General features: G+C 38.4%; 23 protein-coding genes and 2 tRNA genes. 6 read left to right on the top strand and 19 right to left on the bottom strand.

Annotated features, from left to right (window positions below):
- Nucleotides 1–11: 11 nt before the first annotated feature.
- Together TLET_RS04215 and TLET_RS04220 are read right to left on the bottom strand one after the other, a co-directional pair.
- Nucleotides 12–1,481, bottom strand: a complete 1,470-nt coding sequence (locus tag TLET_RS04215; RefSeq protein ID WP_012002872.1) for a tagaturonate epimerase family protein — start codon at nucleotides 1,479–1,481, stop codon at nucleotides 12–14.
- Between the two features lie 14 nt (nucleotides 1,482–1,495).
- Nucleotides 1,496–2,260 (bottom strand): DeoR/GlpR family DNA-binding transcription regulator, encoded by a 765-nt coding sequence (locus tag TLET_RS04220; protein ID WP_012002873.1) that lies wholly within the window; start codon nucleotides 2,258–2,260, stop codon nucleotides 1,496–1,498.
- 242 nt (nucleotides 2,261–2,502) lie between these two features.
- On the opposite strand from TLET_RS04220, the gene TLET_RS10920 reads away from it, so the two are divergent.
- On the top strand, nucleotides 2,503–2,649 hold the full coding sequence (locus TLET_RS10920; protein ID WP_187146391.1) for a hypothetical protein: 147 nt from the start codon (nucleotides 2,503–2,505) through the stop codon (nucleotides 2,647–2,649).
- Between the two features lie 18 nt (nucleotides 2,650–2,667).
- Here TLET_RS10920 and TLET_RS04225 read toward each other — a convergent pair.
- The 7 genes from TLET_RS04225 to TLET_RS04255 all read right to left on the bottom strand — a co-directional run bounded on the left by TLET_RS04225 (nucleotide 2,668) and on the right by TLET_RS04255 (nucleotide 5,995).
- Nucleotides 2,668–2,743 (bottom strand) — tRNA-Phe (locus TLET_RS04225).
- 7 nt (nucleotides 2,744–2,750) lie between these two features.
- Nucleotides 2,751–2,825, bottom strand: a tRNA-Val gene (locus tag TLET_RS04230).
- Between the two features lie 66 nt (nucleotides 2,826–2,891).
- Nucleotides 2,892–3,827, bottom strand: a complete 936-nt coding sequence (gene arcC / locus TLET_RS04235) for a carbamate kinase (protein WP_012002874.1) — start codon at nucleotides 3,825–3,827, stop codon at nucleotides 2,892–2,894.
- A 78-nt stretch (nucleotides 3,828–3,905) separates the two neighbouring features.
- Nucleotides 3,906–4,142 (bottom strand): 30S ribosomal protein S18, encoded by a 237-nt coding sequence (gene rpsR / locus TLET_RS04240; protein WP_012002875.1) that lies wholly within the window; start codon nucleotides 4,140–4,142, stop codon nucleotides 3,906–3,908.
- 14 nt (nucleotides 4,143–4,156) lie between these two features.
- On the bottom strand, nucleotides 4,157–4,591 hold the full coding sequence (locus tag TLET_RS04245; RefSeq protein ID WP_012002876.1) for a single-stranded DNA-binding protein: 435 nt from the start codon (nucleotides 4,589–4,591) through the stop codon (nucleotides 4,157–4,159).
- Nucleotides 4,592–4,600: 9 nt separating this feature from the next.
- On the bottom strand, nucleotides 4,601–4,945 hold the full coding sequence (rpsF, locus tag TLET_RS04250) for a 30S ribosomal protein S6 (RefSeq protein WP_012002877.1): 345 nt from the start codon (nucleotides 4,943–4,945) through the stop codon (nucleotides 4,601–4,603).
- Nucleotides 4,946–5,065: 120 nt separating this feature from the next.
- The gene (locus TLET_RS04255) at nucleotides 5,066–5,995 is read right to left on the bottom strand and encodes an alpha/beta fold hydrolase (RefSeq protein WP_187146392.1); all 930 of its coding nucleotides are present in this window, start codon (nucleotides 5,993–5,995) and stop codon (nucleotides 5,066–5,068) included.
- Between the two features lie 85 nt (nucleotides 5,996–6,080).
- On the opposite strand from TLET_RS04255, the gene TLET_RS04260 reads away from it, so the two are divergent.
- From TLET_RS04260 to TLET_RS04280, 5 genes are all read left to right on the top strand, one after another.
- Nucleotides 6,081–7,580: a hypothetical protein gene (locus TLET_RS04260; protein WP_012002879.1), complete on the top strand. Its 1,500-nt coding sequence runs from the start codon at nucleotides 6,081–6,083 to the stop codon at nucleotides 7,578–7,580.
- On the top strand, nucleotides 7,577–12,364 hold the full coding sequence (locus TLET_RS04265) for an Ig-like domain-containing protein (protein ID WP_148202130.1): 4,788 nt from the start codon (nucleotides 7,577–7,579) through the stop codon (nucleotides 12,362–12,364). The genes TLET_RS04260 and TLET_RS04265 overlap by 4 nt, the downstream gene beginning before the upstream one ends.
- 149 nt (nucleotides 12,365–12,513) lie before the next feature.
- On the top strand, nucleotides 12,514–13,518 hold the full coding sequence (locus TLET_RS04270) for a D-alanine--D-alanine ligase family protein (RefSeq protein WP_012002881.1): 1,005 nt from the start codon (nucleotides 12,514–12,516) through the stop codon (nucleotides 13,516–13,518).
- 3 nt (nucleotides 13,519–13,521) lie between these two features.
- Nucleotides 13,522–13,893: a CoA-binding protein gene (locus TLET_RS04275; RefSeq protein ID WP_012002882.1), complete on the top strand. Its 372-nt coding sequence runs from the start codon at nucleotides 13,522–13,524 to the stop codon at nucleotides 13,891–13,893.
- Nucleotides 13,894–13,931: 38 nt separating this feature from the next.
- Nucleotides 13,932–15,257 (top strand): NAD(P)-dependent malic enzyme, encoded by a 1,326-nt coding sequence (locus tag TLET_RS04280; protein WP_012002883.1) that lies wholly within the window; start codon nucleotides 13,932–13,934, stop codon nucleotides 15,255–15,257.
- 527 nt (nucleotides 15,258–15,784) lie between these two features.
- On the opposite strand, the gene TLET_RS04285 is transcribed toward TLET_RS04280, so the two are convergent.
- The 10 genes from TLET_RS04285 to mnmA are packed head-to-tail and all read right to left on the bottom strand — an operon-like array spanning nucleotide 15,785 to nucleotide 24,944.
- Nucleotides 15,785–16,423, bottom strand: coding sequence for an ABC transporter ATP-binding protein (locus TLET_RS04285; RefSeq protein WP_012002884.1), 639 nt, complete (start codon nucleotides 16,421–16,423; stop codon nucleotides 15,785–15,787).
- Nucleotides 16,404–17,063: an ABC transporter permease gene (locus TLET_RS04290; RefSeq protein WP_012002885.1), complete on the bottom strand. Its 660-nt coding sequence runs from the start codon at nucleotides 17,061–17,063 to the stop codon at nucleotides 16,404–16,406. Before TLET_RS04290 ends, TLET_RS04285 begins: the two co-directional genes overlap by 20 nt.
- Nucleotides 17,060–17,851 (bottom strand): substrate-binding domain-containing protein, encoded by a 792-nt coding sequence (locus TLET_RS04295; protein WP_148202132.1) that lies wholly within the window; start codon nucleotides 17,849–17,851, stop codon nucleotides 17,060–17,062. Before TLET_RS04295 ends, TLET_RS04290 begins: the two co-directional genes overlap by 4 nt.
- 14 nt (nucleotides 17,852–17,865) lie before the next feature.
- Complete coding sequence (locus TLET_RS04300; RefSeq protein ID WP_012002887.1) at nucleotides 17,866–18,447, bottom strand: flavin reductase family protein; 582 nt, start codon at nucleotides 18,445–18,447, stop codon at nucleotides 17,866–17,868.
- Between the two features lie 5 nt (nucleotides 18,448–18,452).
- Nucleotides 18,453–19,556 carry a radical SAM family heme chaperone HemW gene (gene hemW, locus TLET_RS04305; protein ID WP_012002888.1) on the bottom strand — a complete coding sequence of 368 codons (1,104 nt, stop codon included), beginning with the start codon at nucleotides 19,554–19,556 and terminating at the stop codon, nucleotides 18,453–18,455.
- The gene (locus tag TLET_RS04310) at nucleotides 19,543–20,310 is read right to left on the bottom strand and encodes a hypothetical protein (RefSeq protein WP_012002889.1); all 768 of its coding nucleotides are present in this window, start codon (nucleotides 20,308–20,310) and stop codon (nucleotides 19,543–19,545) included. The genes hemW and TLET_RS04310 overlap by 14 nt, the downstream gene beginning before the upstream one ends.
- Nucleotides 20,307–21,743, bottom strand: coding sequence for an Asp-tRNA(Asn)/Glu-tRNA(Gln) amidotransferase subunit GatB (gene gatB, locus TLET_RS04315; RefSeq protein WP_012002890.1), 1,437 nt, complete (start codon nucleotides 21,741–21,743; stop codon nucleotides 20,307–20,309). The genes TLET_RS04310 and gatB overlap by 4 nt, the downstream gene beginning before the upstream one ends.
- The gene (gene gatA, locus TLET_RS04320; protein WP_041428554.1) at nucleotides 21,740–23,131 is read right to left on the bottom strand and encodes an Asp-tRNA(Asn)/Glu-tRNA(Gln) amidotransferase subunit GatA; all 1,392 of its coding nucleotides are present in this window, start codon (nucleotides 23,129–23,131) and stop codon (nucleotides 21,740–21,742) included. The genes gatB and gatA overlap by 4 nt, the downstream gene beginning before the upstream one ends.
- Before the next feature lie 27 nt (nucleotides 23,132–23,158).
- Nucleotides 23,159–23,851 (bottom strand): rhomboid family intramembrane serine protease, encoded by a 693-nt coding sequence (locus tag TLET_RS04325; RefSeq protein ID WP_012002892.1) that lies wholly within the window; start codon nucleotides 23,849–23,851, stop codon nucleotides 23,159–23,161.
- Between the two features lie 43 nt (nucleotides 23,852–23,894).
- Entirely contained in the window at nucleotides 23,895–24,944 is a 1,050-nt protein-coding gene (gene mnmA / locus TLET_RS04330; RefSeq protein WP_012002893.1) for a tRNA 2-thiouridine(34) synthase MnmA, read from the bottom strand.
- Nucleotides 24,945–24,988 lie beyond the last annotated feature (44 nt).

Here is a 24,988-nt window from a genome sequence, read left to right on the forward strand (position 1 = left end):
ACCACACCTCCCTAATTTTTCAATAATTCAAGATGTTTCCCCAGATGATCTCTTATGCGTTTGTAGTGCAGAAATTCATTTTCATGAAGAATTCTATAGATTTCATCTCTGAACAGATATTTTCCATTTATTTTTTCTGTCAGAACTGAGCCATACGTTATATGTATCAATTGCCGTACTTCTGGTATGTCCAGCAGATTAACAACTTTGCTATCTTCAACATTGTCAACATCAGGTATTTTGTTGATATCGGCTGTTACATGGTAAGAAGTGTTATCTTTTTCAAAGCAAGTGAGTGCGTATTTGTGTATATTTCTATACAAAGATGGTGAAGCTTCCGCGACAGTCCTGATGGCTTCCAGATAACTCGTTCCAGCAGTTTTCACATGCAATTTTCCGTCGCAGTAATGTGTAAAAATTCTATAAACACTGAATTTATCACTTCCAGAGTGTAGTGATAACCGGTACCCCGAAAGTGACTTTACAATCTCACAGTGCATGGAAAGCTCCGATTCGAGAACCGACAAATCTCCAATGTAATCAATTGCTTTCTGCCACTGCCCTACGAATCTCAAAGCAAGGGTTTGAAAATCTACCCCCCTTCTTCTGAGTTCATGTACTATGAAAATATGTGCTAATGGAGAAGTGGGAATAGATGTTTCATCGATTGAAACCTCAAAATCAAAGTTTTTCTTGGTGTTTTTGATGGCTTCATAGCACTTTACTACGTGCTCTATGGCATCTACATATGTTACAAATATCCGGAAAAGCTCTTTATCTTCCATCGTGAATTTGCTTTTTTCGAATGAGAAAACTTTTCCTGAGTAAATCATCTCAATTTCTTTCCTGAGAGGGTGGGATTTATAGAATTCAACGAGCTCTCCTTGATTAATTTTATCTATGTTTTTAACGTGATCAGATGGATCTACAGTGTACATGCTATAACCTTCGTATGCTGCTTGCATCAAATCGTTAATGTCTTTTACATGATCAGCATCGGCACCAAATTCTCCTTCATAACCGCTTTCAAATATTCCCCAGATTGCGCTGTCCAATACATCTTTGAAATTCCTGTGTGTTCTCGAAAGTTCTCTCACAGATTGCTGTGCCAGCACTGGAAAAACATCATATTTATTGATCAGAGTAGTATGCGCCGGTGTAGCCAGTCCTAACCTATCACCAAATCCAAAAGATGTGTTTTTCTTGCAAACAGATGGGTTTATATTGAATAAAGTCCTTATTACCTTACAGTTATAATCGTTCGTTGGGCACATCAGGATATCTAAGTCGTTGATCCTGCCTATCTTTTTACCCTCAAATTTTTCACATATTCTCTTTTTGGCTATTGAAATCAAATATTTTTGCTTTTGATCCCTTATCATGAAAAAAAACGATTTTTCTAATTTTCGGATAGAACTGTAATAGATTTTGTATTTGCCTTTGAATAATTTTTCGAACTTTTCAACAATATTCTCAGCCATTGGATTAACCCCCCTCACACTTTATACACTTTTATGCCTTTTTCCAGAAGAAAAGCTTCGTATTCTCTTGGAATTTCCTCATCGGTTATGATCCCATCTATATCCTCTGGTAAGGCGAAAGAAGCGAAAGCATTGCGGGCAAATTTTGTGGAATCAGTTACTATATAGACCTTCGAGGCGCTGCGAATCATTGCTTTTTTCACATCTGCTTCGACCACGCTTGGTGTCATAAAACCTTTCTCCACAGAAAAACCTGTGGTACCCAAGAATGCTTTATCGACGTTTATTTCCTCGAGAAATCTAACAGCCCACGGTCCCACTAATGACAGGCTATTTTCCCTGACAACTCCACCAAGTACAAGGACCTCTATTCCAAGTTCTATTAATTTTCCCGCGATAAATACATTATTTGTGACTATTGTAACCATTGACAAATCTGCTTTTCTCAACTCGAATGTTGCGTAATAATTAGTACTGCTGCTATCAAGAATGACCGTATCACCGTCTTCTATCAAAGATATTATTTTTTTTGCTATACGCTTTTTTTCATTTTCTCTCTGATGTATTTTCTTCAAAAAATTCCATTCTGATCGAGAGTGATCGGGTAATATAGCTCCTCCGTGAGTTCGCACCAGTATTCCGTTAGCTTCGAGAAAATCAAGGTCTTTTCTAATAGTCACACTGCTAACCTTTAACTGTTTTGTCAGTTCACTTACAGTTACTTTTCCTTTCTTTCGTAAAAAATCGATAATAAAACTTCTTCTTTCCTCTGTAAACAATTAGACCCCTCCAAATTGATAATATCAATATAGTTTATGAAAGTCAAATTCGAAACTATACAAAATTATATGAAAGAATAAGCAAGTCTGATGTGTAAAAAGGATAATTTTCAAAACTGTCAAAGTTGATTATATGTAGATTTTTCATGATGAGTTGCTATTGCAAGAGGGGGTTGGCATGAAATTAAGATTACACGATAGACAGGATCCAAAGCCAGTCAAATTAGATCCAACGGATATTGATGAAAAAATTTGTTGATTCGATAGCAAAGCATAGAATTATCCGCAGATTATTTGCAGAAGATATAGGCAACCGAATAGTACCCATTCAATTTTCAGAAACAGATCCATCGAGGGTCTATGAAAAACAAAAAGCCCAGTCATTTTGACCGGGCTAAATGTTATATTGGTGGCCAGGGGCGGAATCGAACCGCCGACACCTGGATTTTCAGTCCAGTGCTCTACCAACTGAGCTACCTGGCCATTTCCTTGGTGGGTGCGGCAGGACTCGAACCTACGACCTTCTGCTCGTAAGGCAGACGCTCTCCCTCTGAGCTACGCACCCACCTGTATGAACTAAAGTAATCTTATCACAAGTATTTTTCTTTTTCAAGTCCTCAGAGTATTTCAACTATGCTTTTATGCGTGTCCCTGTTAAACCATTCAGCGCCTGTTTCAGTTTTGAGATATCGCTTATTATACATTCTCTCCCTGTTGCTTCGACAAATTCTATTGCTGATTCTATCTTTGGTCCCATGCTTCCAGATGGAAACTGCCCTTGTTCAAGATATGTCTTTGCATCTTTCACAGAAAGTGTATCAAGATCTATCTGATCTGGTTTTTTATAATTCAAAGACACCTTTTCAACGCCGGTTAATATCACGAACAGATCAGCATTTATTTCTATTGCAAGAAGTGAACTTGCTCTATCTTTATCTATAACAGCCTCCACACCGTGCAAAAAGCCATCTTTTTCTATCACAGGTACGCCACCGCCACCAGCGGCTACGACTATTACGTCATTTTCAAGCAACATTTTAATCACGTCTTTTTCAACAATATCAAGCGGTTTTGGTGACGGAACCACTCTTCTATAACCTCTCCCTGCATCCTCTTTCATTATCCACCCTTTTAATCTTGACAATTTCTCAGCTTCTTCTTTTGTATAAAATGGACCGATCGGTTTTGATGGATTTTGAAAAGCCTTATCGTTTTTGTCAACGATTATCTGTGTAACAACCGCAGCGATTTGCTTTTTTATATCTTTTTTTTGTAGTTGATTTCTCAAAGATTGAACTATCATGTATCCAAGACTACCCTGTGTTTGGGCGTCATTTACATCCAGTGGAAAAGGAGGTATCACATCTTTTGCCATTTCCTGCTGAATCAGTATATTCCCAACCTGTGGGCCGTTTCCATGAGTGATAACTATATCGTACTCTTCAAGCATATCACTCAAATATCCCATAGCTTCATTGAGAGCTTTGAGCATATTTTCAGCAGTAGGTCTCTCCCCAGGTTTATTAACTGCATTACCACCAATGGCAAGAACAGCTGTTTTTTTCATAATAGTCTACCTCCTTGAATTTGCTAAAAACAAACAGAGGGACGGAGGTCCCTCTGCAAGCAAAAAAAACAAAATCTTTCAAAGCTTTATAAATGGCAGCAATGCCATATGCCTTGCTCTTTTGATGGCAATTTTAATCATTCTCTGGTGCTTTGCGCAGTTTCCTGTAACGCGCTTTGGTATTATCTTTGCTTTGTCTGTGAGAAATTCATTTAATAAGCGTAGATCTTTGTAATCTACATACTCAACTTTCATTTCGCATAACTTACATTTTTTTACCTTTCTTTTTCTTCTTTTCTTCTGTTGCTGTGCCATCAGTTCACCCCTCCTTAAAATGGTGGTTCATCTGGATCATGTTCTTCAATCTCACTTTCATCGGGAATTTCTTCTACTGGTTCTTCTCTTACGAAGGAATCTGATTCACTTTCAGTTGTTTTTTTCTCCAGAAACCTTATGTCTCTCGCCCATATTTCTGCGGTTGTTCTGTTAGTGCCATCCCGCGCTTGCCATCTCTGGAGCCTCAATTCGCCTTCTACGAGGATGAGCAATCCTTTTTTTAGATAAAGTTTTGCAAAATCAGCCAGTTTGTTAAAAGCAACGATTCTTATGAAATCAGTCGTTTGCTGGTCACTTGATGCATTGGCCCTTGTTGGCCTATCCACAGCAAGAGAAAACGATGCAACGCCTTTACCGGAGGTAGTGAACCGAATTTCTGGATCTCGCGTTATCCTGCCAACGAGGATAACTTTGTTGAAATAAGGCATCGAGTCACCTCATTCCTTATTTTCTTCGGCTGGTATTTCTTCTTTTTGCGATTTTTTCTCAAGATCTTCTCTTCTGAAAGTCTGCCAGCGCAAAATTTGAGGTGTTACTCTGAAGAATTCTTCAAGTTTGTTTAAATCTGTAGGTGGTGCCTTGAAAAGCAAAACAGTGTAATCTCCTTCTGTCAAGTGCGAGATTGGGTATGCAAGCTTTCTCAATCCCCAGCGGTTGACAGTTTGAATAGTTCCTTTCACGCGCTCGGAGATAATTTCCTTAATCCTTTCAACAAGCGTTTCTCTTTCTTCGTCATTCAGGCGCGGATCAATGATGAACATACTTTCATAGATTCTTTCCATATAAGTCCTCCTCCCTCGGTCTGACGGCCTTGCCTACCTCCGGCAAAGCGGGAGCACACAAAATTATACACAAACCGATGATAGATTTGGTTACAAAACTGTGACACACAGAATCGAGTATCACATTGAAAAATTATTCAATAAGCATTCAACAAACTCATTGGGGCACTCTTCTTGTGGTAAATGCCCGCAGTTGTCTATAACACATAAAGTGGCATTTTTCAACACCTTTGCAAGTTCCTCACTACTTTTCAGTGGTATCAATTTATCCTGTTTGCCGTGTATTACAATTACAGGAACCTGGATTTTTTCAAGATCTCCAGTTATATCTTTGTACTGTGTGGATTTTGCAAGTTCCCATAGTGCCTTTTTCCAACCGAAGATCTTTGCTGGCTTTTTATATGCTTCTTTATCCTTTTCTGTAATTTTTGATGGATCAAAATAAGAATTATCAAGCGTTTCTTCAAAAGATTTCAACATTAATTTTCCAACAACATCTGGTCCAACGTGATTTACCTGAGGGATGTTCATCAAAAATCTGATAGAATCATTCGTCCAATCTTTGTTGAAAACAGCAGCATCTACCAGAACAAGTGCTTCAACTTTTTCAGGATAAATTAGAGTAAAATTCAATGCGACAAAACCACCAGCTGAATTTCCCACCAAAATAGCCTTTTTAATGTCAAAATGATCCATAAATTTTTTGAGCAGCTCTATTTGATATTCATTTGTATATGGATTGTATTTCAGATCAAACCGTCTTTCTGTGAGGCCAAAACCGGGTCTATCGTATGAAATCAATGTAAAATGCTCAGAAAGTTTTCTGGTAATCTTTTCCCATGTGTAAGTACTTGAACCAAATCCATGTAGAAGAATCATATACCTGTCACTTTGTCCATATTTTCTGTAATGAATCTCAAGGTCATCTATTTTCACAAACTGACTATCTGGATATGCCAGTTCCCTGTGACTGAACTGACCATCTTCGTAAAAATAGAAAAACGGCGCAAAGAAAAGAAAAACAATTATAGAAAACCATAATATATTCAAAAATCTCACCCCTGCAGAAATTATACCCATTCTCTCAAGGACTGTCAGGTTTGTACGATGAAATATAATAATAGAGGTGTTTATAATGAAGCGATTGAGAGTTTTGTTCATTCTGGTGATATTATCACTTGTTTTTTCGTGTCAGCAAAGACCTGATGTGTCAATATCTCTTGCTGTTGATCCGCCTTTGCCCACAACTGACAGCACTGTGACGGTTAATCTTTCATCTTCACTTGATATAGGTATCACTATGGCAAAAATAAGTATAAATGGCCAGACTGTCGTAAATGGGGACAAATTACCTCTAACTTATTCCTGGAAACCCTCAAAAGCAGATACTTATTTGCTTGAAGGCTATGTTGAAAATATATTTGGGCAAAATGGAACTGATCAGAGAATAGTAAAAGTTATTGATCAAACAGCTCCGGATGTAAAAGAAATTAAGGTTTTACCAGCTTTTCCTGAAACTAATTCAAGCATCTACCTCTCGGTTATGGCAGAAGATAATGAGAGCGATGTTATCAAAGTTGTAGCAAAAGTCGCAAATAATTCGGTTGAAGCTCAGACTATTGATAGACCAATTATTCTCGAATTACCTCAATTGTCCGAAGGTGAGTATCCTCTAAATGTAGTTGTATCGACCGGAGATTTTTCTAAAACATCAACGTCAACTGAACTGCGCGTTTATCCTGTTGATTCTGGCCCTCCATCAGTTGAGGTGAATTTCCAGAAATCGTTCTTTTCCACTGAAGACAATGTAATTTTGAATCTGCAGATATCGGATGATACAGAGATTTCATCAGTAACCATAGAATGTGATGGCGTTGAGTCGTATAATGAAACTTTCACAGGTGTGAATTCGATCAACCTGTCTGTGAATTTGGGAAAATTTGATGCCGGTCATCATTCGGCATTGATATCTGTGAAAGATGTACGTGGAAAATCGACTATCGAAAGCGGGGTTTTCGCCGTTGGAATTGGTCCAGCAAATATAGAGCTTGAAGTGAGCCCACTCAACCCAAGTGCAGGAGATCTTGTTAATTTGGATGTGAAGACCAGTGAAACACAGATCAAACAAATCACTTTTTATGTCGACAATATCGTTGTTTTACAGGGAACATCGTTCTCATATAGCTGGAGTGCGGTATCAGGAAGGCATATTTTATCAGCTGTGCTGGAAACAAATGATGGCAGAATTGGGAGAGATGCGATTCAAGTTGATGTTCAGGATATTCAGCCACCGAAAATTGAATTGTTCAGGATTGGCACAACCGAACTGAAAACAGACGAATTTACAAGTATTGATGCCGGATATTATGGAGTGAGATTAACCGTAAGTGATGATACCTCCGTGAAGCAGGGAGGAACAGTTACAGTTATAGTTTCCGCAGATAGATTTCCGAACATAAACCCGGTATCGCAAATCATTTTGGTCCAGGAAAGTGTCTCAGATGATTTAAAACAGGCATCTTATGTTGGTGCTGTTTCATTGACTCAAGGAAGGTACTATCTCATACCATCCGGTATCAGCGATATTTATGAAAACAGCATTGAAAATTTGCAATTTTTGCTTGAGGTGAGATGATGAAAAAGATTATCCTGCTTTTGGTCGTATCCATTTTCATTGCTTCATGCGCTATGCTTGATAAAATTCCTCCAACCCTGGAGGTTTCTGTTTCAAAATTGACTAACTTTGCCGGGGAAGACATTGTGTTGAACGTGGTTGCGTCGGATCAAAGTGGCATTGATAGAATTGAAATATATGCGAATGATAAAAAAATACACACTGCAACACAATCAGGAGAAATCTCTTTTCCTGCTCCATATGGTTCATTTACCCTGAAAGTTGTCGTTTTCGACAGGGCTGGTAACCATTCAAACAAGGTGGTTGGATCATTCAAAACGAAAGATATGAAAGAACCTGTGGTTTCGCTGGAATATTCTCCGAAAGGACCCAAACCTGGCGAAATGGTTGTTGTGCATGTCTCGGCTGAAGATTCAGAAAGTGGCGTCAGAATCGTGGGTTTAAGAATAAACAAAAAGGAAGTTGATCTTGTTGAAGGAAAATATTCTTTTCAGGCGCAGGCAGGTAGTTATCAACTGGAAGCCTATGCTAAAGATAATGAGGGAAATGAGAGTGTTGCAAAAACAACTATAAATGTTTCTGTGGTTGGAGATTCTTCTGGACCTGAAATAGAATTTTTAAATCTCCCTGTAAAAGTTGCACCAGGTACAAATGCCAATATAACAATTCTTGCAAAAGATGAAAGCGGCATATCAAAAATCACCTTCAATGACGGTCAAGAAATAATGTACATACCAACAAATCCTGCCACAGAAATTCTCTGGAATCTAACAAGAAACGTAGGATCAAATGATCCGTACAGTTTTACTGTTACAGCGTATGATTCGAGAAACAACTACACAGTATTGCCCGGTTCAATCAAAGTTGGAACGAATTTACCACCATCTATTTCGATACAAGTTGATAATCCAACCCCAAAGGAAGGCGACGTAGTTAGAATAGAAATTAGCGCGAGTGATGATTCAAGGGTAAATCAAGTTGTGCTTTATATAGATAATGTGTCTATCAGAACTTTTACGCAAGAACCATATATACATGAATGGATCGCAATAAAGGGAATTCACAAAATAAAAGCAGTTGCAATGGATGACTCAGGCGGATCAACGGAATCTGTTTATACTATAAATGTCGGGGTGATTGATACCGAGGCACCTGTCATTTACTTCACGCCACCTTACGGGGTGCCAGTAAATGAAGCCTATACTTTCTATGTATTTGTAACAGATAACGTTCAAGTAAAGGAAGTGACCTTTCAATTCACCGGTCCTGAAAACAAAGGGCCTTTAAAGGCTTCTTCAATGGGTGGTGGAGTTTTTACTCTTACCGAAACATTTACACAGAAAGGAAATTACGAGGTAATTGTTGTTGCAAAAGATAGTTCCGAAAACAGCTCTTCGCAGAAAGGGCAATTTCCTGTTGATGAAGCATATATAGTAAAGGCTCCAAAGATAAAAGAATTCTCGTACGCTCCGTCAATCCTCAATCAGGGCGAGACAGTTCATTTCAAAGTAGTTGCGCAGGATGATCTTGGATTGAGTAAATGCGATTTCTACGTTAACGATATTAAAAGATCTTCCACGACACCTGTTGTTAATACCTTTGAATGGGACTGGATTGCCACAACTCTTGGTGCCCATAATGTAAAAGTTGTTGTTGTAGATTCAGAAGGTTTTACTGCAGAAGCGACAGGTACGGTGATGGTTGTTACTGAAAGACCCATTGCAAAAATTTTGCAACCTGAAGAAGGCTTTAGAACGCCTTTTGCGCAGAATATGAGTCTTTCCTTAAATGCCCAAGTTGTTGATACAAATAAACCTTCTGAAGCTTATTTTGATATCAAAGGACCTGTGGATGAGAAAATTCCTGTTGTGGCTATTGGTGATGGACCAGTCTATACATTTAATGCGCAGTGGGAGATTCAGTCATCTGGTGAGTATCAAATAGATTTCTATTACAAAAACGATATAAACCTGTCAGATGCAACATCTGTTTCTGTGAATATATTGGACCTTGGCGTAGTCTTTGAGCAACCTTTACCTGGGCAGCAACATCAATGTGGCTATGATTTGATTGTAAGGGCAAAGGTGAGTGTATATTTAACTGAGAATGAAAAATTCGAAATTTCATACGCTTCGAGAAAATTAGAACTTTCCGTACCAGATCCAATCGTTACAACCTCAACATACAGCATCTATCAAACAACAATACCATCAACGTTCTTCAGTGAGCCAGGAACTTATACATTAAACTTCTCTGGAAAAACAACAGCGGGTGAAGAAGGAGTTGGAAGAACAACAGTCAATGTTGTTGATAGCCAGCCACCAATCATAACACAGGCCAGAGTCAATTCACAGGATATCGTAGAAGGTGGTATCTACGATGTAGCAATGTCAAGTACCCCTACAGTGAACATCGTTGCAAGCGATAACAGACAAATAGCCAGTATCCAGCTACAAAAGAAAATATCCGGTACTTATACAAATTTATCTACCTCAAGTAGCAACACACTTATTTGCGATATACCCCTAAGCAAATTAGATCCGTTTGAAAACTATTTCAAAATAATCGTAACAGACCTTGATAACAACCAAACAACTCGAAACTTCGTAATTTTTGCGTACGAACAGACACCTCCAGAAATAGATTACTTTAGAACCATGCAGCTCTATCCACCTGCCGATATCTACGATATGGGCGCACAGCTTTTGATTCAAATCAGAGGAAGCTTTAACAACAACACACAGTTCAAAGTCACAGATGACACGGGTATAAAGGAAGTCAGAATAAGAATCGTAGATAACGAAACAAATGGAGGACTTTACGAACAAACGGTTAAAAAACTGTATGAGTACACCGGGACTATGCTAAAAGAAAAGTTTATAAGTAACCAAGATGTTCCAATGTTTACACCTGCACAGGTTGGTAGCTTCAAAGTCAATCTTGAGGCTGTAGACGTGTTCGATAACACGACTTTGATAGCACAGCAAGATCTTGTTGTTGAAGACCTCACAGCGCCTATCGTCCATCTCGACATACCGGAGGGTAAATATTATGGGACAAACAACGATGGCAAAAAAATAATTAGAACTGTCAGCGATGTGAAGGTTAGCTTTTTGGACAACACCGAGCCGATCTACAAAGTTGAGCTTTGGATCACTGATCCATCAGGTAGAACAGAAAAGATCGGTGAAAAATCAGATCTTGCGACAAACAGCTGGACCTTTGAGAATATATCTTTGACGAGTTATTCCGATGGTGTAGCCAGATTCAGGGCAATTGCAACTACAACAAGCGGTGCGACTGGCGAAGGGGAGATTCCAGTAATTCTGGATAACAAGGAAGAAATAGCTGTAACTATGCAGCTTCCAGATACTGAGACATTTGGTAACAGGAGTATTTATAGAGGCACAATAGAAATCGCGGCTCAGATAACCGGAACAGACGTACCCTATGATGTGCAGAAAGTAGAGCTATATGTCGATGATATCAAAAAAGCAACCATTACATCGCCTGTAGAAAATGGCGAATATAGATATGTCTTTGCATTAAATACAGCCATTTATAACGATGGAACGCACAAACTTGCTTTGAAAGTATACGATTGTGCTGATAATGAATCAAATATGGAAAATGTCAATTCTTTCAAAGAAGTGCTATTCGATAATAGCGCTCCAACTTTGCTAAGTGATAGTGGGAGGATTTATACGAACGAAGAAAACATTACTCTTCAAATAGAAGAAAGCTATGGAGTTCAGGAAGCATATCTTATTATCAATGGTGAACCGATCTTACCTCAAAGTAATTTTACTTTTGTGCATGGCTTAAGCCAAAATAGCTCTGCACCATTCTCGCTGTATCTTAAAGACACAGCAGGCAACATTGCAAATTATTCAGGTACTCTTTATTATGATACGCTTCCTCCAAATAATATATCCATAGATTTTGAACCTTCACCCATTGCATCTGGAACAGTTACATTCAATCTGAGTTTCTCAGATAATCTTTCAGGCATGAAAGCACTGAATGTTTACGAAAATGGCTTACTGATAGAAACAATCAATTTGTCACGCGAAGAAGTAAGCAGGATTGTGGAGTACAATCCACCGGAGAACTACGAGGGTTCAAAAACCATTAGATTTGAGATTTACGACAGAGCCAACAACAAAAGCGAAATTAGCCAGGATGTTAGCATCGACACCCTTGCACCAAGAATAAATCAATTCACTTGTGACGCTACTTTTGTGATCGATACCTACTATACCAATCAGGGTAATGTTAATGTGATCTGGGATAGCGAGGACGATAATTTCCTTAAAGCAGAACTGACAAAAGGATCTGCTACTTTTCTTGAAACACAAAGTGGCACGCACAGCTTTGGTTTGGATCTCGGAATGAACAACATAAATCTTGCAATTTATGATCAGGTTGGCCATGTAACAAATGGAACAATTGCAATTATGTATGACAATCTATCTCCTATAATAAGTAATGTAGAATTTAATGGTCAATCAATTCATGAGAGCGAAGTGGCCACATCTACTTCTGGCAATAAACCACTGAGATTTGATGTATCTGAACCATATATTGACTGGGAAAGATGTTTCATTTATGTCAATAATTCTCCTACCCTGCCTGGTGATGAGTGGGAAAAATCTGATGAGGGTGATAACACATATTCTGTTAGCATTTCGGTTAATATAGCTGTTGATTCAACAATTCAGATTGTGCTTAAAGATTATGCTGGTAACAGTAGGAAGTATGAGTTTTCCGTTGATGTTCAATAAGGCAGTTTTTCGATTTTTGACTGAGGCGGCGATGCCGCCTTTTTTGTTTAAGAAAAAGACAAAAGATTAGCCATATATTGAAATAAATTTTTTGACCAGTATGCGTGATAATCGATTTGACAAAAACCATGGAGGTGGTTTTTACGAAAGTGGGGTTAGCCTATAACTTACCAAGAGGAACAAGGCCGGATGTCGAAGATTGGGAAGCAGAGTATGACAGTATGGAAGTCGTCATGGACATTAAAAAATCTATCGAGAGTGGAGGACATGAGGTTGTTTTAATGGAAGCTGTGCCGGAAAAATTCATTCCTGCCCTTACATCCGAAAAAGTTGATATCGTCTATAATTTTGCAGAAGGTACTTACAGTAGAGCCAGAGAAGCTCAAGTTCCTGCTATTCTTTCTTTTTACAACATTCCTTACACGGGTTCAGATGCAACGACTCTTGCAGTTTGTCTTGACAAAGCGCTCACGAAGCAGATACTTTTGACCAAAGATATCAAAACCCCACGTTTTCAGGTGATTCGATCACCGCAGGAAAAATTGAGAAAAAACATGAGATTTCCCCTGATTTTAAAACTCAATGCGGAAGGTTCTTCAAAAGGTATTTCTGAAACTGGGCTTGTGCACAATTATGATGAGTACAAAAAAGAAATCGACAGACTTTTTTCTATTTACAGCGAACCAGTTTTGGTAGAGGAATTCATCAGAGGTAGAGAATTCACTATTGGTGTTTTGCAGGAAGGAAATAAATACTATGTGCTTCCAATAATGGAGATACATTTTAAACATGGCAAAGAATTTTACAGTTATAAGGTCAAGAAAAATTCAGATTATTATGTAGATTACACCTGTCCAGCAAAGATCGATCTTATGCTGGAAAGAAAGCTGAAAAACATGGCAGTGAAGATCTGTAAAACCCTCGAGATTAAAGATGTAGCGAGGATGGACCTGAGGGTTTCTCAAGAAGATAACAATCCATATTTTCTGGAGATTAACCCACTTCCAGGTATGGCAAGAGGTTTTTCTGATTTACCAAGAATAGCAGAAGTTGCTGATTTAACTTATGAAGAACTCATTCTTCATGTACTTGAGAATGCTGTAAAAAGAAGTGGGTTAGTGCAAGATGCATCTTTAGTTCAATGGGGGGGATAATTGGTGGACCCCAGGAATTACAGGAAAATCGCGGTTATCGGCGCAAGTAAAAACAGAGAAAAATATGGCAATAAAATTGTAAGAGATCTGCGCTCGAAAGGATTTGAGGTTTATCCGGTTAACCCTAAGAGCGATACTATCGAAGGATTGAAATGTTTTAAGAATCTTGAGGAGCTTCCGAAAGATATAGAGCTTTTAGTTTTTGTTTTACCACCAGATCAGGGTTTGGAGGAAACACAAAAAGCCCTTAATCTTGGATTTAAAAGACTTTGGTTTCAACCGGGTGCAGGCTCGAAAGACATCGAAAGTTTTTTGAAAAACAACGATGCAGAATATTCAATGGGTAAGTGTATAATGATTGAGACAAGTTTTTGACCCCGCTCCCGGCGGGGTTTAAATTAAGGGTGGTGAAAATGGAAGATATTTTTGAAAACATGAAAAAAAAAGCTGAAAAACCATCTCAAGAGTCTCTGGCTTTGCACACTCATTATCAGGGAAAAATTCAATTAGCTCCGAAGGTTCCTGTCAGATCGTACGACGATTTTGCCGTCTGGTACACACCTGGTGTGGCTGCAGTTTGTCAAAGTATAGTCAATGATAAGCAGGCGGTCTACGAATATACAAACGTGGGTAATGCCATCGCAATAGTGAGTGATGGAACGAGAGTTCTCGGATTAGGGAATATAGGGCCACAAGCAGGATTGCCTGTCATGGAAGGTAAAGCACTTCTTTTTAAGTACCTCGGCGGTGTTGATGCTATACCACTCTGCATAGGAACTAAAAATATTGATGAAATAATTCAGTTTTGTAAATGGATTTCGCCGTCTATAGGGGGTATCAATCTCGAAGATATTGAAAATCCGAAATGTTTTATGTTACTTCAAAAACTTCAGGAGGAACTTTCTATTCCGGTGTTTCATGATGACCAACAGGGGACCGCAACAGTTACACTTGCTGCCCTTATAAATGCCGTTCGTGTGGTTAAAAAAGATTTGAAAGAAATTCGTATCGCTTTGATAGGAGCCGGTAGTGCTAATTACGCACTTTTAAAACTCCTCGATAGAATAGGGATCGATTTGGGAAAGATAATTGCCTGTGATGTAAATGGTGTAATAACTAAAGACAGAGCAAAGAATTTTGACCAGATAACTAAAAGTTTATGGCTCAAAACGAATGAAAAAAATATCTCTGGGGGCGTGGAAGAAGCTTTAAAAGGTGCAGATGTATGCATAGCCTATTCAAAAAGTGGGCCCGGGGTGATAAAAACAGAATGGATAAAGACGATGAACAAAGATGCCATCGTTTTTGCAGGAGCCAATCCTGTTCCAGAGATCTGGCCCTGGGAGGCAAAGCAAGCGGGCGCGAGAATAGTCGCAACAGGCAGAAGTGATTTTCCAAACCAGGTGAACAACTCTCTTGGCTTTCCAGCCATCTTCAGAGGGGTGCTCGATGTCAGGGCAACAAAGGTAACAGATGAAATGTGTGTGGCTGCAGCTCAAGCTATTGCAGATTTTGCTTATAAAAAAGGTATACATGAAGAATACATAGTTCCAACAATGGAAGAAGACCAGGTCTATGTTGAAGAAGCGATCGCAGTTGCTAAGAAGGCTATCGAGCAGGGTGTTGCACAAAAGCCTTTAAGCGATCAGGAACTCAGGAAAAAGATCGAAGAAAGAATTAAAGCCGGAAGAATTATGGAAAAAGTTCTTGTGAATGCAAATGTTATCAAACTTCCGTAGGAAATTTTCTCATGGATGGGATATTTTTAGCAAGAAAGATAATATATTATCCAGGAGATCAAAAGGTTCTTGTGACCTCCTCCCGCTTCTAAAGGAGCGGGCTTCCTGCCTTACAGAAACTTTCGCCCCTTCACAGGCTTAAGTCCGGAGCGGCCCACCCCTACAGCTTGGGTATCCAAGCTATTTCTTAGTATACTCTCTTTTTTCCTATTTTTATCAGGTATCTATCCTGCCTTTCATTTCACATGTGGGTTTTCTCGGCGGGGGACCGTAAATAAGTAATTCAATCAAATCAGCAAAACAGCGGCAGTACTTGATAAGTATCACATCTCCGCGAGATATTCAGATGCACTCCCGCATAATACCCTCGCAAGCTTTTGACGAAGATAGTGCATAAAAAGCGATATTTTTGCACAAAAAATATCTTTATAAAATCTCTGATCTGCTAATTTTGAGGAGAGGCAGCAATTCCTCTCACGATTAAAATCGCAGGCTTCCCTGCCACACCACTCGTGAACAGCTGGAACTTAAAAATAAAGTCTGCCATTTTCAAGAAAAAATACTCTTTCACACAACCTTGATAATTGTTCTTTATCATGCGATACAACGATAATATTCGTTTTTTCTGATGTTTTCAATACGAAATTTTCAACCATTTGTTTGTTAGTATCATCGAGGTCTGATGTCGGTTCATCTAAAAGTACAACCTTCGGTTCAAAAACAAAGCCACGTGCTATGCATACCCTTTTTGCCTGCCCTCCAGAAATTTGCCAGGCCTTTTTTTCGAGAATATCCTGAATAAACAATTGTTCGGCAATTTTACAAACTTTTTCCTTTATTTGCTCATCTGACAATTGCCTGATTTTCAATGGATAGGCGATGTTGTCAAAAACACTTTTTCTGAATAACACGGGGTGTTGTGGAACATAAGTGACAATCTTTCTCAATCTTTGAAGGCCCTCATTGCTTACATCTTCCCCCATGAATCTGAAGATTTTCCATCTTCCAGTGTATAAAAAGGCAAGATTGAGAAGAAAAGTTGTCTTGCCACTTCCTGATGGTCCAGTTATACCGACAATGCCATTTTCGATTTCAAATTTCTCTATGTACAGAGTGAACTTAGAATCGTAGCTGAATGAGAGGCCATCAATCTCGTACAGCATCATGAACTCTCCATATATTCGATATAAATATGACTACCCAGTTGATGGTAAATGCGATGCACAAAAGTACTATCCCGGAAATAATGGCTGATTCAAACCTTCCCATGTTTGTGTAGAGAACAATCGACGTTGTTAAAATTCGTGTTTTTCCGGAAATATTTCCACCAACAATCATAACTGCACCAACCTCACCAACAACTCTTCCAAAAGCTGTCAATATTGCATTGATTACTCCGGCAAAAGATTCTTCAAGTATACCCATCATTTGTTGAAATTTATTTGCACCGAGTGTTTTCATGATAATCCTGAGTTTTTCATCCACTTTTGAAAAATGAGAATAACATACTGAAAAAATAATAGGGATTGCTATCAAAACCTGCGCGAAAATCATTGCAGCCGAGGTAAAAAGAAGGTCCAAGTTCCCCATTGGACCATTTCTTGATAGAAGGAGATAAACGAGTAAGCCTATCAAGACAGGTGGAACACCCGTCAGGGTCTGGAAAGTCAGTACAACGGTTTTTTTGAATTTGAATGAGAAAAAATCAACAACCAGTGCTAAAGGCACTGCAATTACGGTTGATATCAAAATGGCGGATGAATTAACATATATAGATCTCAGAGATATTTCGGCGATTTCATTCATCTTGGCTTGAATAGAAGATTGAACAGTTTCGTGTTATTTACAGAATAACTTTCAATCATCTTTAAAGTTGAAGGATCGAGAATAAACCTGACAAAATCAAGAGCACCTTCATAATTGATTTTATTGCTTTTGTTAGGATTTACAACTATTAAGCTGTAAATATTTAAGAGTTTTTGATCGCCTTCAAAGAAGATTTTCATATCAAGCCTGTCTTTTAGAGAAAGAAAAGTCGATCTATCAGTTAGAGTAAATCCTCTTTTCTCATCTGCAATCAAAAGGGTTTTTGCCATACTTTGCCCTGTTTTTATATACCATTTTTCATTTTCCGGAACCAGATTTGATAATTGCCATATCTGCTTCTCTCTTTTATGAGTACCGGACTCATCTCCTCGAGATACAAACATAAGTTTATTATCATATATATATTTGAAAAACTCCTCCACATTTTTGAAAGCTGGCAATTCAATTTCTTCTGGACCAACAATGATGAAATCATTATACATGAAACTCACTCTTAAGATTCCATGATTTTCTTTCATAAATTGTTCCTCGTCCTGTGGGGAGTGCACGAGCAGAACGTCTGCATCGCCCCTTTTTCCATATTCCAGAGCCATTCCTGTTCCGACAGCAATGATAGATAAGGTATGCTTGTATTTTTCTTCGAAAACCGGCTTGAGAAAATCTAAGAGTCCTGTATTGTAAGCACTTGTCGTTGTTGCAAGGATCAATTGTCTGGCTATCACGAAAGAACTCAGTGCTGTCATGAGAAAAATTATCAGACGTCTCATTAATTTCACTCCCTTTATCCACCCTGCACCCATCTGGATAGATATTCTTTTACCTGTTTTTCATCGTGCAAGCGTTTATTAGAATTGTCGGTTGTGATATATAGATCAGTTCCAAGGTATAAAGTTGGGTATATATTCAAAGAGGGTGAAAAAGCATTTGGATCGTAATGAATGCCCACGATTTTTCCGATAAAGAATGTGTGATCGCCGGTGTTTCTGAAATCAACTAATTTACACTCGTAGACGGCATAGCTGTCTTTCAAAAAAGGTGCTTTCACATTTCTACTCTCTGACAGATCTATTTCGAAAACATTCACCTTGTCAATATCCCTTCCAGATGTTTTTCCGAAAAAGGCAGCTAAACGGCTCTGTTCGAATCTCAGAAAATTTACAGTGAATTCCTTGGAAACAAGAATTAGATCGTGTGTAAAGCGTTTTGGTGAGATAGATATACCATAAAGTGGAGGATTGTGAGAAAGCTGTGTATGCCAGGCAGCAGACATGAGATTAACTCTTTCTTCGTGTTTGGAACACACAATAGCAACATTTGCTGGATAGTGGAAATTATATTTATCCAAGTTTTCGATAAAAACCACATAACTCACCTCCCTATGACATGTAAAAGAATGTTTTCATCTATTATTTTTGAAAGGACGAATTTCGAAAAATCCTTGCCAGTACTGGACAATCTTAGGCTTTCCTGATCATAAATCAAATATCCATTCAGAATAGATGTTAATTCATCTATTTTCAATTCAGGTGACAACTGCATCAATTTATCAATTTTTATTCCGTTTGAAAGTCTCAAACCCATGAACAGAGTTTCCTTGAGCTCGTCTAATGGTGAGTTTTCCTTGAAGTACTCGAAAGCAAATTTACCGTTTTTCAAGCATTCCATATACAATAATATGTTCGAACTGTTCACATATCTCTTTAATCCAATATGTCCGCCCGCAGAAACCCCAATTCCTATGTAATCTTCATTATTCCAGTATTTCAGGTTATGTTTGCATCGATAGCCTGGATAAGCAAAATTTGATATTTCATATCTTTCATATCCATTTTCCAAAAGTGCGCTGATGAAACTCTCGTGATGATCGGCTAACGTATCTTGGTCTAAAAATTCCTGCTTAGATTCGAGTATGTAAACAGACACATGTTTTGGATTGTATTCGTTGATAACTTTCAAATTATTCCAGATTGTTTGTTCACTTTCAAATGGCAAACCAATTATGAAATCTATATTGATATTTTCAAAATAATTCATAGCTTCTCTGCATGTTTCCCGAAATTCAGAAACCGAATGGCGTCTATTTACTGCTTTCAAAACAGTATCGTCAGCCGCTTGAAGACCCATGCTGATTCTGTTCACACCGAGATTTCTCAGTTCGTAAAAATATCTGAATTTTGGGTTGATTTCTACCGTTATCTCTGGATCACACAAATTGAAACTTTTGCTGATTGTGTCAAAAGTTTTCTCAAGATATTTCAATGGAATATCACTTGGGGTACCACCACCAACATATATACTGTTCAGCGAAACTTTACCAACATACTGACTCCAAATAGTTATTTCTTTCAAAAGGCTTTCAAAGTAATCTTCTACGAGCGAAAAATCTGTGTAAGAGACGAAGTCACAGTAATTACATCTATCTTTACAGAAAGGTATATGCACATACAGTCCGATATAATCAGAATGATACACTCATTAACACCTTCCTGGTGGTGAGGATCAAATTTGCTTTAAAATCTGTTGCAAAAAGTTCCATTTTTATTCCCGGGTAGATCGAATCTGTTTTCACAACAGCAAATGGATTTAAAAACACAGAAGATTCTTTCAAAACAATGCGATGCCTGAATGAAACAAAGCCAGCCAATCCGTCCATCCAGCCTATCCCCATGAAAAGACCTTCTTCTCCGGTTTGGCCAACTGTATAGGGATAAAACCCAGGGAAAATGCCATCATCGATTCTGTATACACCAAACTCCCTGTCTTGAAATCTCAGATAAACCCTGCTAAACCCAAAAGAAACAGATCCAATTCTTTCATAATCACTAAAACTCAATGTATTTTTTCCTAAGAAAAACTTTTGGTTGATCTGCCATTGCATATAATTGATATTCGGGCTTAGAACCACGTTTACTGTATAGTCACCCGGTGTGATCCCGTAGATATTTACTCCCATCTTTAAAAAAATTGTCCAGCTATTGCCCAGAGTTCCCCCTATCCTAAACGAAGAATCTGAAGATTTGACCTTAAGAAAGCCGAGTTTGGCATAATTTGATCTGTTATCTTCGAATAAAAAACCAACTTGCAAATCGTTTTCACTCAATTTGATCAAAAGATTTCCAACATCTATGAAATGATGTATCTGATTTGAGATATCAAGCTCTATCATAAAACACATTGTACTTATTGAAAGAAACAGGAAAACGAGAATTTTTTTCAGATCTATCACCCCAATATCTGTTTAATTATTTTATTTACCACTTGAGGATTAGCTGCACCCTTAGTTTCTTTCATAACTTGACCGACAAAAAATCCTATAACCCCAGTTTTACCGGATTTATATTGCTCCACAGCTTTAGGATTATCTTCTAAAACTTTCTTTACAATGTTCTCTAACAAATTCTCATCGCTTATTTGCTTTAAACCTCTTTCCTTTATAATTTCGCCTGGCATCTTGCCTGTTCTGAAAACTGTGGGAAATACTTCTTTGGCTATTTTCATCGATATTTCACCTTTTTCCATCAATCTGAACAGCTCGCACAGATGAGCAGGTGTAATAGTGATGTTTTCCGATTCGAGCGACTTCATCTCTCTGAGCATCTCTGTCATTATCCAGTTGCTGATTTCCTTGGGTTTATCTATTTCTCTGACGCACGCTTCATAGAAATCAGCTATTTCTTTATTCATTGCAAGCACCGTTGCGTCATACTTTGGAATACCGTACACGCTGACAAAACGCTCGATCTTCTCATCTGGAAGTTCTACCAGAGATCTTTTTATTTCTTCTATTCTTTCTACTGGAACAATCACCGGTGGTATATCAGGTTCTGGGAAATATCTGTAGTCACTTTCTTCTTCTTTCCCTCTCATGGAAACAGTCATCTTGGTTGCTATGTCCCAACCTCTTGTTTCTTTTTCGACGTCTTCATTATTCTTTAGAGCTTCTATTATTCTTTGCTGTTCATATTCCAGAGCTTTTTCGATGAATCTAAAAGAATTCATATTTTTGACTTCGACTCTATTGCTCTGTAAGTGAGCCGATTCGTCATAAATGGATATGTTTGCATCACACCTCAAGGCACCTTTTTCCATATCTCCGCTGCTGACTTCAAGATATCTCAAGATTGATCTGAGTTTTTCGACAAATATTCTTGCTTCCTTAGGAGAAGACAAATCAGGCTCAGTAACTATTTCAACCAAAGGAACCCCGCATCGATTCATATCTACCAGAGAATACTGCGCCTGGGTTATTGAATCACCTTCATGTATCAGTTTTCCGGCATCTTCTTCGATATGTAATCGCCTGATACGTATTCGCTTTGTCTGACCATCGACATCTATATCCATGTAACCTGAGGTAGCTATCGGGTAAAAATACTGCGTTATCTGATATCCCTTAGGCAGATCTGGATAGAAATAATTTTTTCTGTCAAACCTTGAGTATTCATGTATATTGCAATTAAGGGCAAGTGCAATTTTGATTGCGTAATCTATCATGGTTGAATTCACAGTTGGCAGTGCGCCTGGTTGCCCTGTACAGACCGGGCATATGGCAGTATTGGGAGGAAGATCAAAGACATCAGCCCTGCACGAACAAAAAGCTTTTGTTTTCGTCATAAGTTGAACATGTATTTCTAAACCTACTATTGTTTTAAAACTCATATTCTCACCACCGGGAGAGGAATTCTACCATTTATATTGTATGGAGAATATTTCTCAAATGCCCTGGCAATTGCGAGAACCTTAGGGTCATCGAATCTTCTACCCATTATTTGCAATCCCACAGGCAAATTTTTAGCAAACCCAAAAGGCACACTTATTGCTGGTAAACCAGATAAATTGGCTGGTATGGTGAAAATATCCATCAAATAGTAAGTAAGTGGATCAGCGACAGATCCAATTTTAAAAGCAGGAGATGGAGAAGTTGGCGTTAGAATAGCATCGAAATCTGCCAGCACTCTGTTTAAATCATCAGATAGAAGCTTTCTTACTTTTTGTGCTTTGCCAAAATAGGCCTCATAATATGCCGCGCTCAGGGTAAATGTTCCTAAGAAGATTCTTCGACGAACTTCTTCCCCAAACCCTACATTTCTTGTTTTCATATAAGTATCCATCAATCCTGGCTCTTCTATTCTCAAACCATATTTGACCCCATCATAGCGTGCTAAGTTGGAACTTGCTTCTGCAGGTGCAATAATATAATATGTTGCGACGGCGTATTTGATTGTTGGAATTTTTACTCTGCTAACCTTTGCTCCGAGTTTTTCAGCTGTTTTCAGGGCTTCTTCGAACCTATCAGATACTTCCCTATCAAGTTGTTCATATTTATAAACTTCCTCTGGAACAGCGAATTTCATTCCACTAATACCATCTTCTATATGGGTTAAGAAATCGAGTTTTTTACTGACAGTTGTTGAATCCATGGGGTCTTTTCCGGCTATGACTTCCATTATCAGTGCAGCATCTCGAACCGATTTTGTCATGGGACCTATTTGATCCAGCGAAGAAGCAAATGCTACCAGACCATATCTTGATACCAGTCCATAAGTTGGCTTGAATCCAACTATTCCACAGAAAGCGGCCGGTTGCCTGACAGAACCTCCTGTATCACTTCCAAGGGCTGCCACAACTTCACCACTTGCAACGGCGGCTGCTGATCCTCCACTACTTCCACCCGCTACATAATCGAGGTCCCAGGGATTGCGAGTGACGAAAAAAGCCGAACGTTCTGTGCTGGAACCCATGGCAAATTCATCCAAGTTGGTTTTCCCAACAATTGCGAATCCGTAATTTTTCAACCTCTTTACGCAGGTGGCATCATAAGGGGGAGTGTAGTTTTCCAGCATCTTGGAGCCGCATGTTGTCCGAATATTTTTCGTAGTTATATTATCTTTAATGGCTATCGGAATACCTTTGTACGGACCTTCCAGCTCCTCCTGCTTATCCACCACTGTTATAAAGCTTTTTACAGCACTATCAATACACTTAATTCTTTCAAGCGACAGATTTATTAGATCGCTCTCTTTACTTAAGCAATCTTCTATTGTCATCTTTTCAAACAATCGTAACGACCTCCTTCAGTAGTAATATTTCCTCCTCCTAAAAAATCCATAGAGCATACCTGCTGCGAATCCTCCGATATGAGCCCAGTAAGCTACTCCGGAATTCACAGCACTATCAAAGAGCCCGCTGAGCAACTGAAAGATAAACCAGACAAATAGATATGTTGCGGCAGGAATGGCAATTAGTGCGGGAAGAAAAAATAATGGCACGAAAGATACTATTCTTGAATAAGGAAATAAAACGTAGTATGCCCCCATTACTGCTGATATAGCTCCGGATGCTCCTACCATTGGAAGTTGAGAATTGATGTTAAGCGCAAAATGTGTAAGAGAAGCTAAGATTCCGCTCGATATGTAGAAAATGAAAAATCTTATGTGCCCTAAATTGTCTTCCAGATTATCTCCGAAGATAAAGAGAAACCACATGTTACCAATCAAGTGCGACCAACCACCATGGACGAACATATGGCTTATGAAAGAAATCCATTTGGGTGAAAAGAGTTCAATTCCTGTTCTCAGTTGCCATATTTGCGCCCACTTTTTGGAAGTTATACGTGCTGGCACAATGCCAAAATTGTACAAAAATTTGATCAATTCAAATCTCGAAAGTGATTCTTGATACAAAAACACACCAATATTAACTGCTATAATTATGTAAACTATATAAGGTTTTTTTCGGCTCGGAATAGTATCGTATAAAGGAAACAAGAAACCACTTCCTTTTTGTGAGTCTTTTGTTTCTTAAATTTTATCATAGAATCTTTTCGATAATTCCAGCACCGATAACAATATCTCCTCTGTAAAAAACCGCTGCTTGACCTGGAGCCACAGCAAAGACAGGCATAGTTGTCTTAACGATCACCCGGTGATTTTCAAGTGATACTTTGCACGGTACCTCAGTTGAATTTTTTCTCACTTTTACTGTTGCCTCAAAATTTTTGTCTATATCAACCAGAAGGTTGAAATCTATTACTGAGAATTTATCACTTTGAACATCTTTTTCATTGCCGACAATTAACGCGTTTCGATCAGCGCAAATTCTGGTTACATAAACCCTTTCACCTGCCGAAACACCTATCTTCCGTTGCCCAATTGTATAGTTGATCAATCCAGTGTGTTCGCCAATTTTTTTGCCATACTTGTCAAAGATTGGACCAGATTTTATTTTTATTCCTTGTTCCTCAAAAAAACGTTTTTGATCTCCATCTGGTATAAAACACAGATCCTGGGATTCTGCTTTACTATGAACATGGATACCGGCCTTTTTTGCAATATCTCTTATTTCATCTTTTGTTTTATCTCCATTTGGAAAAACAATCTTTTTCAGTCTTTCTTTTTCAATTGATGCTAAAAAATAAGATTGATCTTTTTCTTTATCAAGAGCTTTGAGTAACTTTCCATCTACAACTCTTGCGTAATGACCACTTGAAATTACATCTACACCATCTTCAATCATTAAATCCATCAAATAACCAAATTTTATAAATCTATTGCAGAAATAGCAAGGATTAGGAGTTCTTCCTCTGGTGTATTCTTGAAGGTAGTAGGTTATTATCTTCTCTTTGAAGATTTCATGCAAATTTACGACTTTCAAAGGCACACCTGCTGTTTTTGCTATTAGTTTTGCATCCACAGTATCAGAAGGTGAGCAACAGATCTTGTGTTTTACCTGCCTGTTGAGAAAAAATTCATCTTTCATGGTTTTCATATGGTAGGCAACTATCTCATACCCTTCATTTTTTAATTGATAAAGTGCAACAGCACTGTCTACTCCTCCACTTAGCAAAATTCCTATTTTCACTTCGATTCCTCCTATCACTTCAACCTTTCCTGTGCTACAATGAG

It is taken from the genome of Pseudothermotoga lettingae TMO, from assembly GCF_000017865.1.
Lineage (GTDB): Bacteria > Thermotogota > Thermotogae > Thermotogales > DSM-5069 > Pseudothermotoga_B > Pseudothermotoga_B elfii.